The organism is Achromobacter sp. UBA4530 (assembly GCF_002388205.1).
Taxonomy (GTDB): domain Bacteria; phylum Pseudomonadota; class Gammaproteobacteria; order Burkholderiales; family Burkholderiaceae_B; genus Achromobacter; species Achromobacter animicus.
On the sequence record NZ_DGMA01000007.1, the window covers coordinates 93,087 to 111,167 of the forward strand.

The following is an 18,081-nucleotide window of genomic DNA, read 5'->3' on the forward strand; positions in this document are numbered from 1 at the left end:
AGGCAGCGCCCCGGAAGATCGGCTTTCGGGGCATCTTTTTCGGTTCTTTCCCGGCACGCTGCTCGCATCGAAATATACGAAATCGGGCGCGCCATCCACCACGCGTGAATCACGGTCCTTCAGCACGCGCCGCCACTACCGGATCCGCTTGCTGCGAAGACTGCGCCGGTTTTGGCGTTTCCTGGATTGCCAGCAAGCGGCTCGCCAAATCACCGAACTGGGCGTCTCGCGACTTCAATTGCGCCAACAGATCATTCACCTGCGCGGATGCCGTAGCCAGGCGCTGCGCCAGTTCGGATTCGCGAGCCTGACTGGCCTGTAGCGCATTGGCCGCGGCCACGGCTTCGGTTTGTTGCAGACGCTGGTCGGCCAACCCCTGCGCCTGCAAGGCGGCCGCCTGTTGTTCCGACGCGCGAAGTTGCGCTTGGGACGCAGCGAGCGCTTCCCGCAGTTGATCTGCCTGTTGCTGGGCGGCGGACAGCGATGCATCCAGGCGGGTTTGCAGGCGCTTTACGCTTCCTCGCTCCGCATCCAGTTCGTTGAGCCATCGCCGCTCGTGGGTAGCGTGACGCGCTTCCAACGCTGCAATGGCCTGTGCGTGGCGGTCGCGATCCTGTTCGGCGTCAGCCAGCAGGGCCTTGTTGGCGCCGCGGGCGTCCTCCAGGCTGTCCTGCGAGGCGGCCAGCGCCTTGTCTCGCTGGTGCAATTGCGCTTCTGCCGCTTGCAGGCGGGCTTCGGTGGTTGCTAGTTGGGCCGTGGCGACTTTCAACGCTTCCTGCAGGTCGTGCTCGCGCTCAAGCAGTTGCGCTTCGCGCTGTTCCAGCTGCTCGGCTTGCGCCGCAAACCGTTCCCCTTCCCGTGCCAGCTCTTCCCAGCGCTCCTGATAAGCCTGGGCCTGTTCTGCCCTGGCCGCAGCCAGCGCCGCTTCCCAGAAATGCGTCGCCGCTTGTGCGATCGGATCCGGCACCTCAGGCGGTGCAGCGAAAGCGCCGGGATCCTGGATGCGCGCGCCAAGGGCGCGAAACCAGGTTTCCAGGTGCGGGCTTACCGTGTTGGGAGAGCCCCGGCCGATCTTCTGCCGTACCCGCTCGATGGTGGGCCGGGCACCTTCGAGCAACAGCGCGTCTGCCGCGGTCCAGACATCTGATTCGGTGATTCCAGTGGCCATGATGATGTTTTTGTCGAGTTAGACGGTCGAATTAGTCACGATAATGGAACCTTATCGCGAGTTATCTGCCATTAATGCTGTATATCTTACATCGTACATATGATTTCGTACATTCAAAGCGCAAGATGTGCGTACTGCCGCTAGCGCGCAAGTCAGCAGGACGTCCGCGCTCTTCGAGACGCTTCGGCCGCAAATATTCGGTGGAACTCGGTTAGTCGCTGAGCAAATCACAAGACAGGCGCAGGCACGAGGCTGCTGCCCCTTTCCTCGCGATTTCGCAAAAGACCCACTCGGCTAACGCGCCGGGCCCGTCGCCAGAATGCCGCCCGCTCGTTTCAACTCACCGCCCCAGATTTGTCCTCGCCAATTCGATTACCTCGTCGCCCCTGCCATTCATGATGGCCTTCAGCATGTACAGCCCAAACCCTTTAGCCTGTTCGAGCTTTATCTTGGGCGGGACGATCAATTCTTGCGACGAGGTCAACACATCGACCAGCACCGGGCCGGGATGGGCAAGCGCTTCCTGCAGCGCGGCATCCAGGAATTCGGACGATTCAACCCGGATGCCGCGTACGCCGACGGCTTCGGCCATGGCGGCGAAATTGGGGTTTTGCAGGTCGGTGCCGGTATCCAGGAACCCGGCCGCTTTCATTTCCATGGAGACGAAGCCGAGCGAGCCGTTGTTGAAGACGACGATCTTCACGGGAAGCTGCAACTGCGACAGCGACAGAAAGTCTCCCATCATCATCGTGAACCCACCATCGCCGGACATTGAAATCACCTGCCGGCCCGGCGCCGCTGCCTGCGCGCCGATCGCCTGGAGCATGGCGTTGGCCATGGAGCCGTGGTTGAAGGAACCCAGCAAGCGGCGCTTGCCGTTCATGGTGAGATATCTTGCCGCCCATACGGTGGGCGAACCGACTTCCGCTGCAAAGATGGCGTCGTCATCGGCCAATTCGTTGATGCGCCGGGCCAGATACTGGGGATGCAGCGGCCGGCCGGCGGCCGCGGGAGCGGCCAGGTTGTCGAGCTCTTTGCGGGAGTCCCGGTAGTGCCGAAGCGCGGCGTCGAGGAAGGCGCTGTCCTGGCGGTCGTCCAGTTGCTCGAGCAGCGCGGCGATGGTCTCGCCCACGTCGCCAGCAATACCCATCGTCAGCGGCGCGCGCCGGCCCAGGGCGCTGGGATCGCGATCGACCTGCACGATCTTGGCGTGTTTGGGATAGAACGGGCGATACGGAAAGTCCGTGCCCAGCATCAGCAGCAGGTCGGCGTTCTCCATTGCGTGATAGCCGGAAGAAAAGCCGATGAAGCCGGTCATGCCGACGTCGCAAGGGTTGTCCCATTCGACGTGCTCTTTGCCGCGCAACGCATGGACGACAGGAGCCTTGAGCCGCTGGGCCAGCGCGACCACGGCATCGTGGCTGCCGGCGCAGCCGCTACCGGCCAGGATCGACACCTTCCCTGCCCCGTTCAGCAGCTGGGCCAGCTCCTTCACCGCTGTCGCGTCCGGGCGGACGTGAGGAGGCGCCGGAGGCTGCGGCCACGAGGCCGGCACGTCCGAAGGCGCTGCAGCGAGCGCCACGTCGCCAGGTATCACCAGGACGGACACGCCTTGCCTGCCGACCGCCGTATTGATGGCGCGGGCCAGTATTCCCGGAAGTTGCGCCGGGTTGGAGACAAGCTCGACGAAGTCGGAGCATTCCTTGAACAGGTCCTGCGGATGGGTTTCCTGGAAATATCCCAACCCGATCTCGGACGACGGAATGTGGGCGGCGATGGCCAGCACGGGGACGCGGCTGCGCTGGCAGTCGAACAGGCCATTGATCAGGTGCAGATTGCCGGGTCCGCAACTGCCGGCGCATACCGCCAGCGTGCCGGTGATGGCAGCTTCTGCGCCGGCGGCGAAAGCCGCGGTCTCTTCGTGGCGGGTGTGCATCCACTCGATCCGGCCCATCCTGCGAAGGCTGTCGTTCAGTCCATTGAGACTGTCGCCTGTCACGCCCCAGATGCGGCGGACGCCAACTTCAGCAAGCACTTTGACAAGATAGTCTGCGACGGTTGCGGCCATGGATTGCTCCTTGAAGGAACGCCGCCGGGACACTTACCGCTACGGTTTGCCCTAGCGTCGGAAGTTGACTTGCGTGCGGGAAATCGTAGCACCGCGCCCGGCGCCATGCGCAACGGCCGGACGCCGGTAGCCCCACGCTCACCGGCTAACATGACGGGATTATTCGACTGTTTTATTACCAAAACCAAAGGGACGGCCAACTGCCGTGGGCGCGGAAACATGAATGATTTGCCTGGCATGGCCCCGGCGCTGATAGCCGCCCTGGCGCCGCTGGATCCGGACACGCTCGACAGCCACGCCGACGCCGCCGTGCGCGACCTGCTGCGCGAAGGCAGTTCGGCCAACACGGCATCAAGCTACCGCGCGGCGATCCGATACTGGTCGGCGTGGTTCGGGTTGCGGTATGGCAAGGCCTTCGCCTTGCCCGTGTCCGAGGCCGCGGTCATTCAATTCGTGGTGGACCACGCGCAACGGTCTTCCGATACCGGCCTGGAGTGGGAGCTGCCGTTGGCTCTGGACCGGGAACTGGTGCGGCTGAAGGCGAAAGGCAAGCTTGGCGCGCCGAGCCTGAACACGCTGTTGCAGCGCTTGTCCGTGCTGTCCAAGGCGCATGAGTTGCTGGGGCACCCGAACCCCTGTCGCGGCGCCGCTGTGCGGGAGCTGGTGTCCAAGACCCGCCGGGCCTATGCCCGCCGCGGCGTGGCGCCCGCCCGCAAAGAGGCGCTGACGCGCGAACCGCTTGAAGCCATGCTGGAGACCTGCGACGACTCGTTGCGCGGCAAGCGGGACCGTGCGCTGCTGCTGTTCGCCTGGGCGAGCGGCGGCCGCCGCCGCTCGGAGGTGGTGCGCGCCACGATGGAAAACACCCGCCGCACGGGCGATGGCTATCTTTATACGATGGCGCATTCCAAAACCAACCAGACGGGCGTTGTCCGGGCGCAGGACCAGAAGCCGATCCTGGGCAAAGCTGCTGAGGCGCTGGCCGACTGGCTGACAGCCAGCGGCGTCCAGCAAGGGCCGATCTTCCGGCGGGTCCGGCGAGGCGATGTCGTGGGCGAGCCGCTGGCGGCCGCGGCCGTGCGCGACATCGTGCTGGAACGCAGCCGGCTGGCGGGGCTGGACGGCGCGTATTCGGCGCACAGCCTGCGCTCGGGTTTTGTGACGGAAGCCGGCCGGCGCAACGTGCCGCTGGGCGACACCATGGCGATGACCGGCCACGCCAGCGTGGCGACGGTGATGGGGTACTTCCGGGCCGGGGCGGCGGCCCAATCGCCCGCGGCACGCCTGCTGGACGACCCGCCTGCCCCAGACCTACAGGATCCGCGCAACCTGCCGTAATGGAGGCAGTGACTTTACAATCACTGCGCTCCGGCCCTCGTCCCGACCGATATCCTTCGACTAAGCGGCAAGCGCCCGGACGCCTGGCTCGTCCCCTGCCCGTTCCGATCCCATGCAAATCAATCTCCGCGGGCTTGTGCTTGCGCTTACCGTCTTCAGCGCCATCGCCGCCACGGCCAATGCCCTGTATGCAAGCTATCGCGTGCAGCGGGAGCAATTGATCGAGAACACGCTCGAATCGAACCGCGTCTATGCGACGAAGCTGGCCGAAGGCGCGGCCAGTTTTCTGCGGTCGGCGCAGCAGCAGTTGGGATACAGCGCCCGGCACATGCCCGATCTGATGGCGTCCCCGGATCGCCTGGCTGCCGAAGTGATGCGCGTGCAGCAACAGACGGACAGCTTCAACTCGGTGGGCGTGGTGGGCGCGGACGGCACCATCCTGGCCACCACGGCGTCTTTCCGCAACTTTCTGGGCGTGCAGGTCGACAGCCCCGGCAGCCGCGCCGCCTTGAGCAAACGCCAGCCCATGATCAGCAAGCCGTACGTGTCCATCGCGGGCAATCTGCTGATCAATGTCACGCACCCGATCTTTTCGAACGACGGCATCTACATGGGGTACGTCGGGGGCACGATCTACCTGCGCAATGAAAGCGCGTTGAACGAGCTGCTGGGCAAGCATCACTACCACGACGGATCGTATCTCTATGTGGTGGATGGCGATGGACAGCTTCTCTATCACACCGATCCCGCGCGCGTCGGCGAAATAGTCCTGACGAATCCGGTGGTCGCCTCGGTGATCAAGGGCAATACCGGCGCAATGCGCGTCATCAATACCAAGGGCGTCGACATGCTGGCCGGGTACGCGCCGGTACCCATCAGCGGCTGGGGCGTGGTGGCGCAGCGCCCCGCCCAGGTCACGCTGGAACCGATCCACGACCTGATCTGGGCTTTGCTGGGCTATGCCGCACCGCTGGCGGTGGCGTTCCTGCTGGCCATCTGGTGGTGCGCCCGCATGATTTCGCTGCCGCTGTCGCAACTGGCCACGAACGTGGAGCATCAGGACGTATCCGTGGCGATGCAGCGCGTGCAGTCGGTGAAGGCCTGGTACTTCGAGGCCGAACGGCTCAAGCGCGCCGTGATGGCCAGCTTCACGAGCCTGCAGGACAAGATCGGCAAACTGAACCTGGCGAGCATCACGGACCCGCTGACCGGGCTGCGCAACCGACGCGGCACGCAGGACGCGGTGGACCAGATGCAGGCCGGCAGCACGCCGTTTTCGGTGGTGGCGCTGGATATCGATCACTTCAAACGCATCAACGATACCTACGGCCACAACGTCGGCGACGAGGTGATTCGCGATATGGCGCAGATCATGCGTGAATGTTCGCGGCCGTCGGACGTGCTGTGCCGCAATGGCGGTGAGGAGTTCCTGATCCTGTTGCCCGGCGTGGCGGCGCGGGAGGCGGTGAATGTGGCCGAACGGCTGCGGGCGCATATTGCAGAACGGCCATTGCACGGCGCCAACCGCGTGACGGTATCGGCGGGCGTGGCCCAGTGGCCGTCGACGGGGCCGGACGTGGATGAGACGTTCCGGGCGGCCGACGCGGCGTTGTATGTGGCCAAGCAGCAGGGGCGCAATCGCGTCGTCATGCACGAGGCGTGAAGCCCGTCGGGTGAATTCGCCGTGGCGGCGCCGAGCCGCAGCGGCTCGGCACCAGGATCCAGGTGCGCGTTCCAGCGAGAGGCCTAGGCAGATATGACGAAGACTGGCTGGCGCAAGGTTTCGCAGAAAACCGCAATTAACTGCATTCCAGCGAAATATTCTTGCCCGCATAAATTGAAATCCGGCGGAATCTGCCAAAACCCCAATATCAGCAAGGGCAATTACAGTATTCTGCGCAGCTTCGACTTTGCCTGGACCTGCACGCCGAGATGTTGCGCCCCGCCGTCGCGCCAAAATCCCTGGAACGTCATTTCATCGCGCTGGCTGTAGGCGTGCTGTTGCTGGTGTCGGTGCTTGCCGGCATCCTGCTGTACCAGAACTGGCAGTCGTACGGCGCGGCGTCGCAGGCGCGGCAGGCATTTGCCTCGGTGCGCGCGACGATCCGCGTCATGGAGCGAGCCTCCGCCGAACGAGGCCCCATGAACGCCGCGCTGGGATCTGCCCTGCCCGTGCCGCCGGAGGTCATGGCATCGCTGGCCGCGGCTCGGACACGCACGGACAGCTTGATCGAGGCGCTGCTGGCGCTGCACGCCGGCGCCGACGGCAATGCCAAGCGCGGCGAGATCCAACGCATACGCCTGTCGCTAGCCGAAGCGCGCCAGGACGTTGACCGACTGATCGCCGCCTCGCGCGATCAGCGATCCGGCCAGATGCTGTGGGACGCGGTCAGCGCCATGGTGCGCATCATTCCGCAATGGCAGGCGAGCCTGGCCGCCAACGCGGGGCTGGTCATGCGCAGCGAAGCCAATGCGCCCAGCCTGTTGACGCTGGCACTGCTGGCCAGCGAGCTGCGCGAACAGGCCGGCCTGCTCGGTTCCACCTACACGCCCGCTTTAAGCCAGCGCCGGCAGTTGACCGACGAGGAACAGTTCCGTATCGAACGCGTGCTCGGCAGGATCGACGAGTTGCACGCGCTGATCAGGGCTCGGATGGCGACACATCCGGATGTGCGGGCGACCGAGGTGTATGCGCGGATGGAAGCGCGCTACTTTGGCGAAGGCCTGGCCTACCTTGACGATGTACGCGAGCAGGCATCGCGGCATTGGGACGAAGCCTCTGTTTCGACTGGCGATCTGGCCGCAGCCTATGTGCCGATGATGGGCGCCATCACCGAGTTCCGCGACGTGCTGCTGGACGAGATGGAACGTCACATCGACGCGCACCGCATGTCAGCGGCCCGATTGCTTGCCGTGACCCTGGCGGCGACCGCCCTGCTCGTGGCGGCGCTGGCCGTGGCGCTGGTGCAATTCCGCAAGCGCGTGATCCAGCCTTTTGCATTGGCCACGCGCATCATCGGATCAATCGCCAGCGGGTCGACGCCGGCCAAGATTCCGCCGGGCAAATACCATGGCGAAGTCGAGGAGGTCTTCAATGCGCTGCGCGTGTTGAAGGAAAACGCCGCGGCGCGCAAGCGCCTTGAGACGGAGCGCGACCGGCTGATTGCGGACTTGGCGCATACCGCCGAAACGGACTACCTGACGGGATTGTTGAACCGGCGCGCCTTCGAGAAGCGGTTTGAGGCGGCGTGCGCCCAGTGGGACGAAAGCCAGCCGATGCTGGCCTTCATCCTGTTCGATATCGACCACTTCAAGAGCATCAATGACACGTACGGCCATGCGAGCGGCGACCTGGCACTCAAGGCCGTGGCCGATCTATGCCGCACAGTCTGGCGTCAGTCGGACGTGGTCGCGCGCGTGGGCGGAGAGGAATTTGCCGTGCTGTGCCGCACGCGGGGCGCGCAGCAGGCGCTGGAGATGGCGGAACGGATGCGTGCAAGCATCGGCGCAAGCACCGTTACGTCGGAAAGCGGCGCCACGTTTGGCCTGACGGCCAGCTTCGGCGTGGCATGCATTTCCTGGAGCCATGCGGAATCCGTCAGCGGTCTTTTCCGGGCCGCTGACGAACTCTTGTATCTGGCGAAATTGAATGGGCGCAATCAGGTCCAGCAACGCACCTTGGGGTGACATCGTTTCTGACGGCCCGGAGTTCCGTGGCCCAGAAGCTTGACGGCCCAGAAGCTTGACGGCGGCTGGGCCGGTTGACTTCTGGGCCGATGGGCGATGCGCTCAGCGGATTACCTGACTACTGCTACCTGCAGAGCGGATTGCCCGCTTGCCGGATTACGACTTGACGCGTGAAACGTCGGCCTGCTTGGAGGTCTCGGCGCTACGGGAAGGCGCGTCGTGACGGTCGGACTGCTTGTTGGATTCGGGCGCTTTCCAATTCAGCGGGGGGATCTCGAAGCTTCCCTTCTTGGCAGTCAATTGATGAGTCATAAGCATGCTCCTGGACAGGCACATGGCTTCCCCCGCCGAGCACCATGCACAGATTCTGGCGGGCCATGAATGCCGCGGGTGCGGGGGAGCATTCAGAAAGCAGGCGGCGCCGGGAAGAGGTATCGGCAGTTTTATTGTTTTTTTGCCGATAGATGAAAGATTTTAGCTCAAAGTTGACAGAAATAGCAAGCAGGAGTACCGGACGCCGGTTAATCGCGCCATCCATGCGAAGCCGAGCGGTGCTGATAACGACCCAAGACTGCGAGTGATTGACTTTGGAGAATGATCGTTCTACCATCTGCTCATTGCAGATAGAACGATCATTCTCCATATGTCCGACACCGCCCATACCCCCGCCTCCGACGTGCATGAAAAGCTGCTGCGCGCCACCGAACATCTGATCTATGGTGGCGGCATCAATGCCACCGGCATGGACCTCATCGTCAAGACCTCTGGCGTATCCCGCAAGACCATCTACAACCACTACGGCACGAAGGAAGTCCTGGTTGCCGCTGCATTGACGGCCCGCGACGAGCGTTGGATGCAGTGGTTCATCGACGCCACGACCCGCGCGCCCTCGCCGCGTGCGCGCCTTCTGTCCATCTTTGATGCGCTGCGCGAATGGTTCGCGTCGGACGGCTTTCGCGGCTGCGCGTTCATCAACGCCGCCGGCGAAATTGGCGACGCGGACAGCCCGATCCGCGCGGTTGCCCGGCGCCACAAGGAACGTCTGCTTGCCCACGTGCTGTCGCTGGTGCAGGCCGCAGGTCTGCCGCACGCCGATGAGCGCGCGCGCCAATTGCTCGTGCTGATCGATGGTGCGATTGCCGTGGCCATGGTCACGGGCGATGCGTCCATCACCGACAGCGCCGAACGCGCCGCCCAGGCGCTGCTTGACGCGGACCACTGAGTCCGCGTCCTCCTCTTGCTTGTTTCCACCCCCCCCAGTCCATGAGGCCTTTGCCATGACGCCCCCCTCCGAAGTCCGCCCGCCCCTCCCCCCCTTCACGCACGAAAGCGCCATCCAGAAGGTCCGCCTGGCCGAAGACGGCTGGAATAGCCGCGATGCCGACAAGGTTTCGCTGGCCTACAGCCTGGACACGCACTGGCGCAACCGCGCCGAGTTCGCAACGAACCGCGAGGAAGCGCGTGCGTTTCTGGCGCGCAAATGGGCGCGCGAGCTGGACTACCGCCTGATCAAGGAGCTGTGGGCCTACAACGGCAACCGCATCGCCGTGCGCTATGCCTACGAATGGCATGACGATTCGGGCAACTGGTTCCGTTCGTATGGCAACGAGAACTGGGAGTTCAACGAAGACGGCCTGATGTTCAACCGCTATGCGTGCATCAACGACATGCCGATCAAGGAAGCGGACCGCAAGTTCCATTGGCCGCTGGGACGCCGTCCCGACGATCATCCGGGGCTGTCGGAACTGGGCCTGTAGTACCCATCAATAGCCATGCGCGCATGTGATCCGCATGCGCGCAACGTCTGCTTTTCGCTTGAAAACAGCCTAGGGATTTCCCCCGGTTTCGTGGCGATACGCACACCCGCGCGCAACTTTCGCGAACCTTGAAAGGTGAACGGAAGTTTGGATTTTTAGACTCCCGCATTCATTGCAGTGTCAGCTTTTGTTCAGACCGCAGTCAGACATAAGCACAACAACGGGAGGAAAAGACCATGCAATCAAAAAGCAGCGCCGTACGGCGCGAGGCGTGGGCCGCGGGCACGATGATCGTGCTGGGCCTGGGCGCCATCGCGCAGGCGTCAACCTACACATTGGGAAGCCTTGATCGCATGGGTCCTGGCATGTTCCCCGCGATTCTGGGCGTACTGCTCGTCCTTCTGGGGCTGGCCATTGCCAAGACGGCGACGTCGCCCGTCGTTGCCGAGGAAGATGCCGAAGAAGTGGCGCCGCCCGAGTGGCGCGGCTGGGGCTGCATCATCGGCGGGTTGCTGTCCTTCATTCTGATCGGCAAGTTCGGCGGCCTGGTGCCGGCGACCTTCGTGCTGGTCTTCATCTCTGCCATGGGCGATCGCCAGCACACCTGGCGCAGCGCAGCCATTCTTGCCGCCGGTGTCACGGTGCTTGGCGTGGCGGTTTTCTCCTGGGCCCTGCAGCTCCAGTTTCCGTTGTTCCGCTGGGGTTGATCCATGGAAATCTTCAATAACCTGATGCACGGGTTCTCTGTCGCGTTCGCGCTGGACAACCTGATGTGGGCCATCTTCGGCGTGTTCATGGGCAACCTGATCGGCGTGCTGCCGGGCATGGGCGTGCTGGCCGCCATTTCGATCCTGCTGCCGCTGACCTACACGATGACGCCGACCGCGGCGTTGGTGATGCTGTCCGGCATCTACTACGGCTCGCAGTACGGCGGCGGGATCACGTCGATCATGCTGAACCTGCCGGGCACCGCGTCGCATGCGGTGGCGTGTCTGGACGGCAATCCGCTGGCGCGCAACGGCAAGGCCGGCTCGGCGCTTTTCATGCTGATGTTCTCGTCGTTCTGCGGCGCGTCCGTCGGCATCCTGGCGATGATCCTGTTCTCGCCGCTGCTGGTTGACGTTGCGTTCAAGTTCGGTCCCGCCGAGTACTTCTCGATGATGATGCTGGGCCTGCTGGCCGGCGCCACGCTGGCCAAGGGATCGGCGATCAAGGGCGTGGCGATGGTCGTGGTCGGCCTGCTGCTGGGCGTGGTGGGCACGGACGTCAACACGGGCACGATGCGCTTTCACTTCGGCATCCTGGAACTGTCCGATGGCCTGCAGATCGTGGCGCTGGCCATGGGCCTCTTCGGCGTGGCGGACTTCCTGAAGAACATCAATCGCATCGGCGGCGACAGCAAGGTCACGTCCGCGAAGGTGAGCCTGAAGTCCATGCGTCCGGAAGCCGGCGACATCAAGCAATCGCGCGGCGCGCTGGTGCGCGGCACGGCCATCGGCGCGGCGTTCGGCATCCTGCCGGGCACGGGTCCGACCATTGCGTCGTTCATCTCGTACGCAACGGAAAAGAAGGTTGCAAAGGAACCGCGCCGTTTCGGCCGCGGCGCCATCGAAGGCATCGCCGGTCCGGAAGCGGCCACCAGCGCCTCGACGCAGACCAGCTTCATCCCGACCATGAGCCTGGGCATCCCTGGCGACCCGGTCATGGCGCTGATGCTGGGCGCGCTCATCATCCACGGCATCCAGCCGGGTCCGCAGATGATGATCGAGCACGCCGACATGTTCTGGGGGCTGATCGCCAGCTTCTGGGTCGGCAACGTGCTGCTGCTGCTCTTGAACCTGCCGCTGATCGGCATGTGGGTGCGCCTGTTGACCGTTCCCTTCCGCTATCTGTTCCCTGCCGCGCTGTTCTTTGTCTGCGTGGGGGTCTACAGCACGAACAACAACCTGTTCGACGTGGGGATGGTGACCTTGTTTGGCGCGGCGGGTTACGCGCTGATCCGGCTTCGGTTTGAACCGGCGCCGCTGCTGCTGGGCTTTGTGCTCGGGCCGATGGTGGAAGAAAACTTCCGCCGCGCCCTGCTGCTGTCGCGTGGTGAGCTGTCGATCTTCGTGACGCGGCCCATCAGCCTGGGCTTCATCCTGGCGTGCGTGGGACTGATCGCGTTGCTCGCGGTGTCGGCCCTGCGCGCACGCAAGGCGCGCGAAGCGCTCAAGCACGCGGAGTCTGCTGCGTAACCGCAAGGCAAGTTTCGGGGTAGTGCTGCTTTGGCCGGTCTCGCAAGGACCGGCCTTTTTTTGCGTATCGCTGGCTGACCAGAAACGCCGCGCACGTCTGGCTGGCGTTGTGGGGCCGTTATGCCTTGGCGGCGACGGGAACCCGGAAGGGAACGCCCAATCGATTGAACGCGTTCATGGCAGCGATCGCGATCGTGAGATCGACCAGGTCCTTGGGCGCGAACGCGGCCGAGGCGGCGGCGTAGGCTTCGTCCGAGGCATGTGTTTCGCTGACGCGGGTCACTTCCTCTGCCCACGCCAATGCGGCGCGCTCCTGGTCGGAGAACAGGTGGTGAACTTCGTCCCACACGGGCACCAGCGTGATCTTGTCGACCGACATGGTCTTGCGCAGGTCACGGGTGTGCAGGTCGATGCAGTGTGCGCAGCCATTGATCTGCGAGACGCGCAGGAAAACGAGATGCACGAGTTCCGCGGGAAGCGCCGTGCGCTGCGTGACGTAGTGGTGGATACCAAAGAGCGCTTTCGCGCCATCGGGTGCGGTTTCTTGCCAGTTCAGGCGGGTCATTCCAGTTCCTTTTGCTGTGGTTGATGACCGCAACATTACCCTGCCGCATGCCGGTGCAACAGGGCCAAGAATTGGCGTATTGACTGATCCAAGATGACCGGGCCCCTTCCTGGCCAGCGTCATTGCCTACCTTTTCCCGAAGGCGGCCTTTCAGCGTTCGGGTGCGGACGCGTCGCTGCCGCCATGACCGTCGATGTGCCCAAGCGGGCGGCCTGGATCCAGGCGGTCGCGCACGCGCTGCTTCAGCACCTTGGCGTCGGGAAAACCGCCGTCGCGCTTGCGGTCCCAGATCAGGTCGCCGTTGTAGGTGATCTGGAAGATGCCACCTGTACCCGGCTGCAGCGCCACTTCGCCCAGATCGGTCGAAAACGTGGATAGCAGTTCCTGCGCCATCCAGCCGGCGCGCAGCAGCCACTGGCACTGCGTGCAGTAAAGGATGACGATGCGAGGGCGCAAGGCGGGCGGGTTCATGGGTGAGTGATTCTACTCCGGCGCGACCGCCCGCGATCCTGGATAATGTCGGGTTTTCCCGGGTCTGCAATGGGCCCTAGAGCCTGCAATGAAGTCTGCCTTGACGCCCCGAGGCCAGCGCTGGCTGATCGGTCTTTTGATGGGACTGGTCACGCTTACGCCGATGGCCATCGACATCTACCTGCCCTCTCTGCCCGCGATGGCGCACGCGTTTGACGAGCCCATCGGCGCGCTGCAGGCCAGCATCACGCTTTTCATCTTCGCGGTCGGTCTGGGTCAGGTCTTGATCGGACCGCTTGCCGACCGCTATGGCCGGCGGCCCGTGGCGCTGTGCGGGGCGCTGGCGTATCTGGCGGGCTCCGCGCTGGGCGCGGCGGCAACTTCGCTCGACGTGTTCTATGCCGCGCGCATTGTGCAGGGACTGGGCGCGTGTTCCGCGTCGCTGGTGGCGTTTGCCGCCGTCCGCGATTGCTTCAGCCCGGCCGTCGGCGCGCGCGTCTATAGCTATCTGAACGGCGCGCTGTGTACGGTGCCCGCGCTGGCGCCGATGGTGGGCGGCATGCTGGCGCTCCATGCGGGCTGGCGCAGCACGTTCGTGTTCATGGCGGTGTTCGCGCTGGCGTTGGCGGGGCTGCTTGCGCTGCGCTTCGAGGAGACGCGGGCCAAGCCGGCCCACCGCCCGGGCGCGCTGTACAGCCTGCCCCGCTATGCGCCCATCGTTGCCAGCGGCAGGTTCCTGTACTTCGCGTGCTTCGGCATGGCGGGCATGGCCATGATCCTGGTGTTCGTGTCGGCCGCGCCGGTCGTGCTGGTGCAGCAACTCGGCTATTCAGAGCTGGGATTTTCGGCGTGGTTCGGTGGCAATGCGGCCATCAACATCGCCGCGTTCTTCCTGGCGCCGGCGTTCATCGCCCGGTATGGCCGCTACACCATGGTGCGCGTCGGCATGGCGGCGCTGCTGCTGGCGTCGGCGCTGCATCTGGGGGCATGGCTTTGGGCGCCGCTTTCCGCCTGGATCTTCATGCTGCCCGTGGCGGTGCTGACCGTGGGGTTCTCGCTGGCGTTGGGATCGGGGTTGAGTCTGGCGCTGGAACCGTTCGCGGACCGCGCGGGCACCGCTGCAGCGGTCTACGGGTTGTTCCAGATGAGCGGGTCGGCCGTAATCGCGACCGTCTTGCTCGATAGCGGGATGGCGCCGCAGGCCGCCATGGCGTTGATCGGGGCGGTGATTGTGGCGCCGTTGCTGCTGTTGTCGCCGGCACTGGGCCGGCGGATTGATGCACGCAATGGCTAGACCAGCCAGCCCAGCGACCAGCCGCTGACGGCAGCCAGCAGCACCACCCACACCGGCGACCACCGGCCATAGACCAGCAGCGCGAACAGCAGCAACGCCAGGCCGAAGTCGGCCTTGCCGAGAATCGCACTGGTCCAGACGGGGTCGTACAGCGCGCCGAGCAGGATGCCGACGACGCTGGCATTCACGCCGGCCACCATGTTGCGCACGCCGGGCCGGCGGCGCAACGTATCCCAGAATGGCAGCGCCGCGGCGAGCAGCAAAGCGCCCGGCACAAAGATGACGCACAGCAGCGTCAGGCCGCCCGCCCAGCCGGACAAGGGGCCGGACGACATGGCGCCCAGGAACGCCGCGAAGGTGAACAACGGGCCGGGCATGGCCTGCGCCGCGCCGTATCCGGCCAGAAATTCCGCGTTGGACACCATTCCGGAAGAGACGGACGCGGTTTCGAGCAGCGGCAGCACCACGTGCCCGCCGCCGAAGACCAGGGCGCCGGCGCGGTAGAAGCCGGCGATCTGGCTGGCCAGCGCCCCGTCCGACAGCAGCGCCCACAATGGCAACCCTGCCATCAACGCGGCAAACAGGCCCAGCGACACCAGACCCGCCACGCGCGGCACGCCCGACGATGCGTTGGACAGGACGGGCCGGGGCGGCAATTGCAGGAAGGCCGCGCCGATCACCGCGCCCAGCACGACGGCCCCGATCTGCGCCAGCGCCGTGGGCAGCACCACGGTGAGCAATGCGGCGGCGATAGCCAGCGCGGCGCGCGGCCTGTCCGGACAGAGCGATCTGCCCATGCCCCAGACCGCCTGCGCCACGATGGCGACCGCCGCGACCTTCAGGCCATGGATGGCGGCTGATTCGGACAGCCAGCCATAGTGAGCAAGTCCCATGGCAAAGCCGATCAGGGCGAGCGCCGATGGCAGCGTGAATGCGATCCACGCGGCCAGCATGCCGGCCCAGCCGGCCCGGCGCAGGCCGATCGCCATGCCGACCTGGCTGCTGGCGGGGCCTGGCAGAAACTGGCACAACGCGACCAGATCGGAAAACGCGTAGTCATCGAGCCAGCGTCGCCGGTCGACGAATTCAGTGCGGAAATAACCCAGGTGCGCCACCGGTCCCCCAAAGGACGTCAAGCCCAGGCGCAGGAACACCAAAAACACTTCAAGGCAGGATCCGCGGCCCGTCTGGGCGCGTGCGCCGGTGGCCGGCTTGCTGTCGACATGTTCGTCATGGGGGGATGGGTGCGGCATCGGCTCGGGCTTCTTGGGAGTCGGGGCGGCGATGTCTTTCGGGCCCCAGTTCCAAGCTTATAGCCGGGCCACGGCCGGGATTCAATCGGATAAATGTCAGGAATTGGCGCTTGCTGCGCCTTGCTCGCGGCGGATCATGGCCCATACCAAAAGCGGATTCATGGCACTTCAGCGTTAGGCCAATCGGCCGCATCATGGTCCGGTCAGTTCAACTTCCATCCCATCAGAAAGGTATGCACATGAGCCAGCGTTTGAATTACTTCCAGGTGTCCGAAGTCCTGTCGAAGAAGTATGTCGATCTGAGCATGGCGCTCAAGAAAACCGCCGTGGTCCAGGAATTGGGAGACCTGGTCGATATCCGCGCCTCGCAGATCAACGGCTGCGGATTCTGCCTGGACATGCACGTAAAGGAAGCGACGATCAAAGGCGAGCGCGCGTTGCGCCTACATCACGTCGCCATCTGGCGCGAATCGCCGCTTTTCTCGCCCCGTGAACGCGCTGCATTGGAATGGACCGAGGCGCTGACCACCCTGCCCCCCCATGGCGTGCCGGACGCAATCTACGACGCCGTGCGCGCCCAGTTCACGGAAAGCGAGCTGTCGGACCTGACGTTCCGGGTGGTCGCGATCAATGGCTGGAATCGCCTGAACGTCGCCTTCCGCACTGTTCCGGGTTCGGCCGACCAGGCCTTTGGCCTGGACAAGGCGGGCCTGAACTGACCAGCGCTTGCCTTCTGCGTTTCACATCAGTTGCAGGATCCGGCGTGCCAGTTGCTCCGCCTGTTCGGCCGACACGATGTTGGTGAAACTCATGAGCAGGCCGGAGCGCGCATCGGGCGCCGCCGACCAGTGCGACAAGGCTTGCGCATACAGGCCGTGCTGGAGCATGCGCGACGCCAGTTCGCGATCGGTCTGATGGCCTTCCAGGCGCGCCACCAGGTGCATGCCGCCCGGCTGCAAATCGATGCGCAAGCGGGACCCCATGACATCGGTCAATGCTGCCGCCGTGGCGTGGCGCCGTTCGCTGTACAGGCGGCGCATGCGCTGGATGTGACGCGCAAAATGGCCTTCGTTGATGAATGACGTCAGCACGGCCTGCGTCAACGCCGGCGCGCCGCCCGCCAGCAGCATGCACAGGCGCTCGAAACGCGGCACCTGCTCTTCGGGCACGACCAGATAGGCAAGCCGCATGCCCGGGAACAGCACCTTGCTGAAGGTGCCCGAATACAGCACCCGGCCCTGCCGGTCCAGACTTTTCAGCGCGGGTAGCGGACGGCCGACGTAGCGGTACTCGCCGTCGTAGTCGTCTTCCACGATCCACGCGCTGTTGCGTTCGGCCCAGTCCAGCAAGGCCTGGCGCCGGGGCAGCGACAGCGACAGGCTCAGCGGACTTTGATGCGCGGGCGTCACGACGGCCGCCCGGGCCCGCGGCTCCTGCGCGATGCCCGCCTCCACCACCAAACCTTCCGCGTCCACACGCACGGGCACGGCCTGCATCCCGGCCTGCGCCAGCAGCACCCGCGTGGGCGGATAGCCGGGGTCTTCCACCCAGACCGAATCGCCGGGCTTGAAGAGCGCCTGCATGATGAGCTGCATGGTGTTGTTGTAGCCCGACGTGATGAACACCTGGCGCGGCGTGCACTGGATGCCGCGCGCGACCTGCAGGTAAGCCGCCGTGGCGGTCCGCAGCCCAGGCAGTCCGGCGGGATCCGGGTAGCCGAGGTCGGGCGGCTGCATGCCGCGCAGATGCCGCGCGCCCAGCCGCGCCCAGATCTTGCGCGGAAAGGCGTCTAGCGCGGGCAGCCCCATCTGGAATGGCAGCGGCGCGGCCGGCCGCGGCCAGCGATCTTCGACCGCCTCGGCGGGCCGGGCCCGGGCCGCCGGGGCCGCCGGGGCCGCCGAGGCCACCGAGGCCATACGCGCGGCGGGTTGCAGGTTGGGTGCGACCACGGTGCCCGCTTGGCCGCGCGCCTGGATGTACCCTTCCGACGCCAGCAGCGAGTAAGCGACTTCAATGGTGCCGCGCGCCACGCCGATTTCCTTGGCGAGCGCGCGTGCCGACGGGATGCGGTCGCCGGGTTTGAGGGTGCCTTCGGCGATGGCGCTACGGAAACGCTCGTAGACCTGCCGGTACAGCGGGAGGCTGGCGGTGTCGGCGACGGTTTGCAGAGCGTCGGGTGTTGCAGGAATCATGGCATAGTCCGTAAGCGCATTTATGGCCCTTCAAATTATGGCATGTGCTTT

General features: G+C 64.9%; 16 protein-coding genes. 9 read left to right on the plus strand and 7 right to left on the minus strand.

Annotated features, from left to right (window positions below):
- Positions 1-109: 109 nt before the first annotated feature.
- Positions 110-1,168 carry a DNA-binding protein gene (locus B2W22_RS04825; RefSeq protein ID WP_286936419.1) on the minus strand — a complete coding sequence of 353 codons (1,059 nt, stop codon included), beginning with the start codon at positions 1,166-1,168 and terminating at the stop codon, positions 110-112.
- Positions 1,169-1,508: 340 nt separating this feature from the next.
- Positions 1,509-3,236, minus strand: a complete 1,728-nt coding sequence (gene poxB, locus B2W22_RS04830) for a ubiquinone-dependent pyruvate dehydrogenase (protein ID WP_286936420.1) — start codon at positions 3,234-3,236, stop codon at positions 1,509-1,511.
- Positions 3,237-3,455: 219 nt separating this feature from the next.
- Here poxB and B2W22_RS04835 point away from each other — a divergent pair, with 219 nt between their 5' ends.
- The 3 genes from B2W22_RS04835 to B2W22_RS04845 all read left to right on the plus strand — a co-directional run bounded on the left by B2W22_RS04835 (position 3,456) and on the right by B2W22_RS04845 (position 8,261).
- Positions 3,456-4,574, plus strand: coding sequence for a site-specific integrase (locus B2W22_RS04835; protein ID WP_414631937.1), 1,119 nt, complete (start codon positions 3,456-3,458; stop codon positions 4,572-4,574).
- Between the two features lie 112 nt (positions 4,575-4,686).
- A complete protein-coding gene (locus tag B2W22_RS04840) occupies positions 4,687-6,237 on the plus strand; it encodes a sensor domain-containing diguanylate cyclase (protein ID WP_286936422.1) in 1,551 nt (516 codons plus the stop codon).
- 269 nt (positions 6,238-6,506) lie between these two features.
- A complete protein-coding gene (locus B2W22_RS04845) occupies positions 6,507-8,261 on the plus strand; it encodes a GGDEF domain-containing protein (RefSeq protein WP_286936423.1) in 1,755 nt (584 codons plus the stop codon).
- Positions 8,262-8,417: 156 nt separating this feature from the next.
- On the opposite strand, the gene B2W22_RS04850 is transcribed toward B2W22_RS04845, so the two are convergent.
- On the minus strand, positions 8,418-8,573 hold the full coding sequence (locus B2W22_RS04850) for a hypothetical protein (protein ID WP_175121543.1): 156 nt from the start codon (positions 8,571-8,573) through the stop codon (positions 8,418-8,420).
- 331 nt (positions 8,574-8,904) lie between these two features.
- Between B2W22_RS04850 and B2W22_RS04855 the strand changes: the two genes are divergently transcribed.
- The 4 genes from B2W22_RS04855 to B2W22_RS04870 all read left to right on the plus strand — a co-directional run bounded on the left by B2W22_RS04855 (position 8,905) and on the right by B2W22_RS04870 (position 12,255).
- Positions 8,905-9,483, plus strand: a complete 579-nt coding sequence (locus B2W22_RS04855; RefSeq protein ID WP_286936425.1) for a TetR/AcrR family transcriptional regulator — start codon at positions 8,905-8,907, stop codon at positions 9,481-9,483.
- Positions 9,484-9,538: 55 nt separating this feature from the next.
- The gene (locus B2W22_RS04860; protein ID WP_286936427.1) at positions 9,539-10,018 is read left to right on the plus strand and encodes a DUF1348 family protein; all 480 of its coding nucleotides are present in this window, start codon (positions 9,539-9,541) and stop codon (positions 10,016-10,018) included.
- A gap of 236 nt (positions 10,019-10,254) precedes the next feature.
- Positions 10,255-10,725 (plus strand): tripartite tricarboxylate transporter TctB family protein, encoded by a 471-nt coding sequence (locus B2W22_RS04865; RefSeq protein WP_175121546.1) that lies wholly within the window; start codon positions 10,255-10,257, stop codon positions 10,723-10,725.
- Between the two features lie 3 nt (positions 10,726-10,728).
- Entirely contained in the window at positions 10,729-12,255 is a 1,527-nt protein-coding gene (locus tag B2W22_RS04870) for a tripartite tricarboxylate transporter permease (RefSeq protein ID WP_175121547.1), read from the plus strand.
- Between the two features lie 118 nt (positions 12,256-12,373).
- Here the strand turns inward: B2W22_RS04870 and B2W22_RS04875 are convergent, their stop codons facing one another.
- Together B2W22_RS04875 and B2W22_RS04880 are read right to left on the minus strand one after the other, a co-directional pair.
- Positions 12,374-12,820 carry a carboxymuconolactone decarboxylase family protein gene (locus B2W22_RS04875; protein ID WP_175121548.1) on the minus strand — a complete coding sequence of 149 codons (447 nt, stop codon included), beginning with the start codon at positions 12,818-12,820 and terminating at the stop codon, positions 12,374-12,376.
- Positions 12,821-12,970: 150 nt separating this feature from the next.
- Positions 12,971-13,291: a SelT/SelW/SelH family protein gene (locus tag B2W22_RS04880; RefSeq protein ID WP_175185278.1), complete on the minus strand. Its 321-nt coding sequence runs from the start codon at positions 13,289-13,291 to the stop codon at positions 12,971-12,973.
- Between the two features lie 88 nt (positions 13,292-13,379).
- Between B2W22_RS04880 and B2W22_RS04885 the strand changes: the two genes are divergently transcribed.
- Positions 13,380-14,585, plus strand: a complete 1,206-nt coding sequence (locus B2W22_RS04885; RefSeq protein ID WP_286936430.1) for a multidrug effflux MFS transporter — start codon at positions 13,380-13,382, stop codon at positions 14,583-14,585.
- On the opposite strand, the gene chrA is transcribed toward B2W22_RS04885, so the two are convergent.
- Entirely contained in the window at positions 14,582-15,838 is a 1,257-nt protein-coding gene (chrA, locus tag B2W22_RS04890; RefSeq protein WP_175121551.1) for a chromate efflux transporter, read from the minus strand. The genes B2W22_RS04885 and chrA overlap by 4 nt on opposite strands.
- 239 nt (positions 15,839-16,077) lie before the next feature.
- Here chrA and B2W22_RS04895 point away from each other — a divergent pair, with 239 nt between their 5' ends.
- On the plus strand, positions 16,078-16,557 hold the full coding sequence (locus B2W22_RS04895) for a carboxymuconolactone decarboxylase family protein (RefSeq protein ID WP_175121552.1): 480 nt from the start codon (positions 16,078-16,080) through the stop codon (positions 16,555-16,557).
- Positions 16,558-16,578: 21 nt separating this feature from the next.
- On the opposite strand, the gene B2W22_RS04900 is transcribed toward B2W22_RS04895, so the two are convergent.
- Positions 16,579-18,030: a PLP-dependent aminotransferase family protein gene (locus B2W22_RS04900; protein ID WP_286936432.1), complete on the minus strand. Its 1,452-nt coding sequence runs from the start codon at positions 18,028-18,030 to the stop codon at positions 16,579-16,581.
- Positions 18,031-18,081 lie beyond the last annotated feature (51 nt).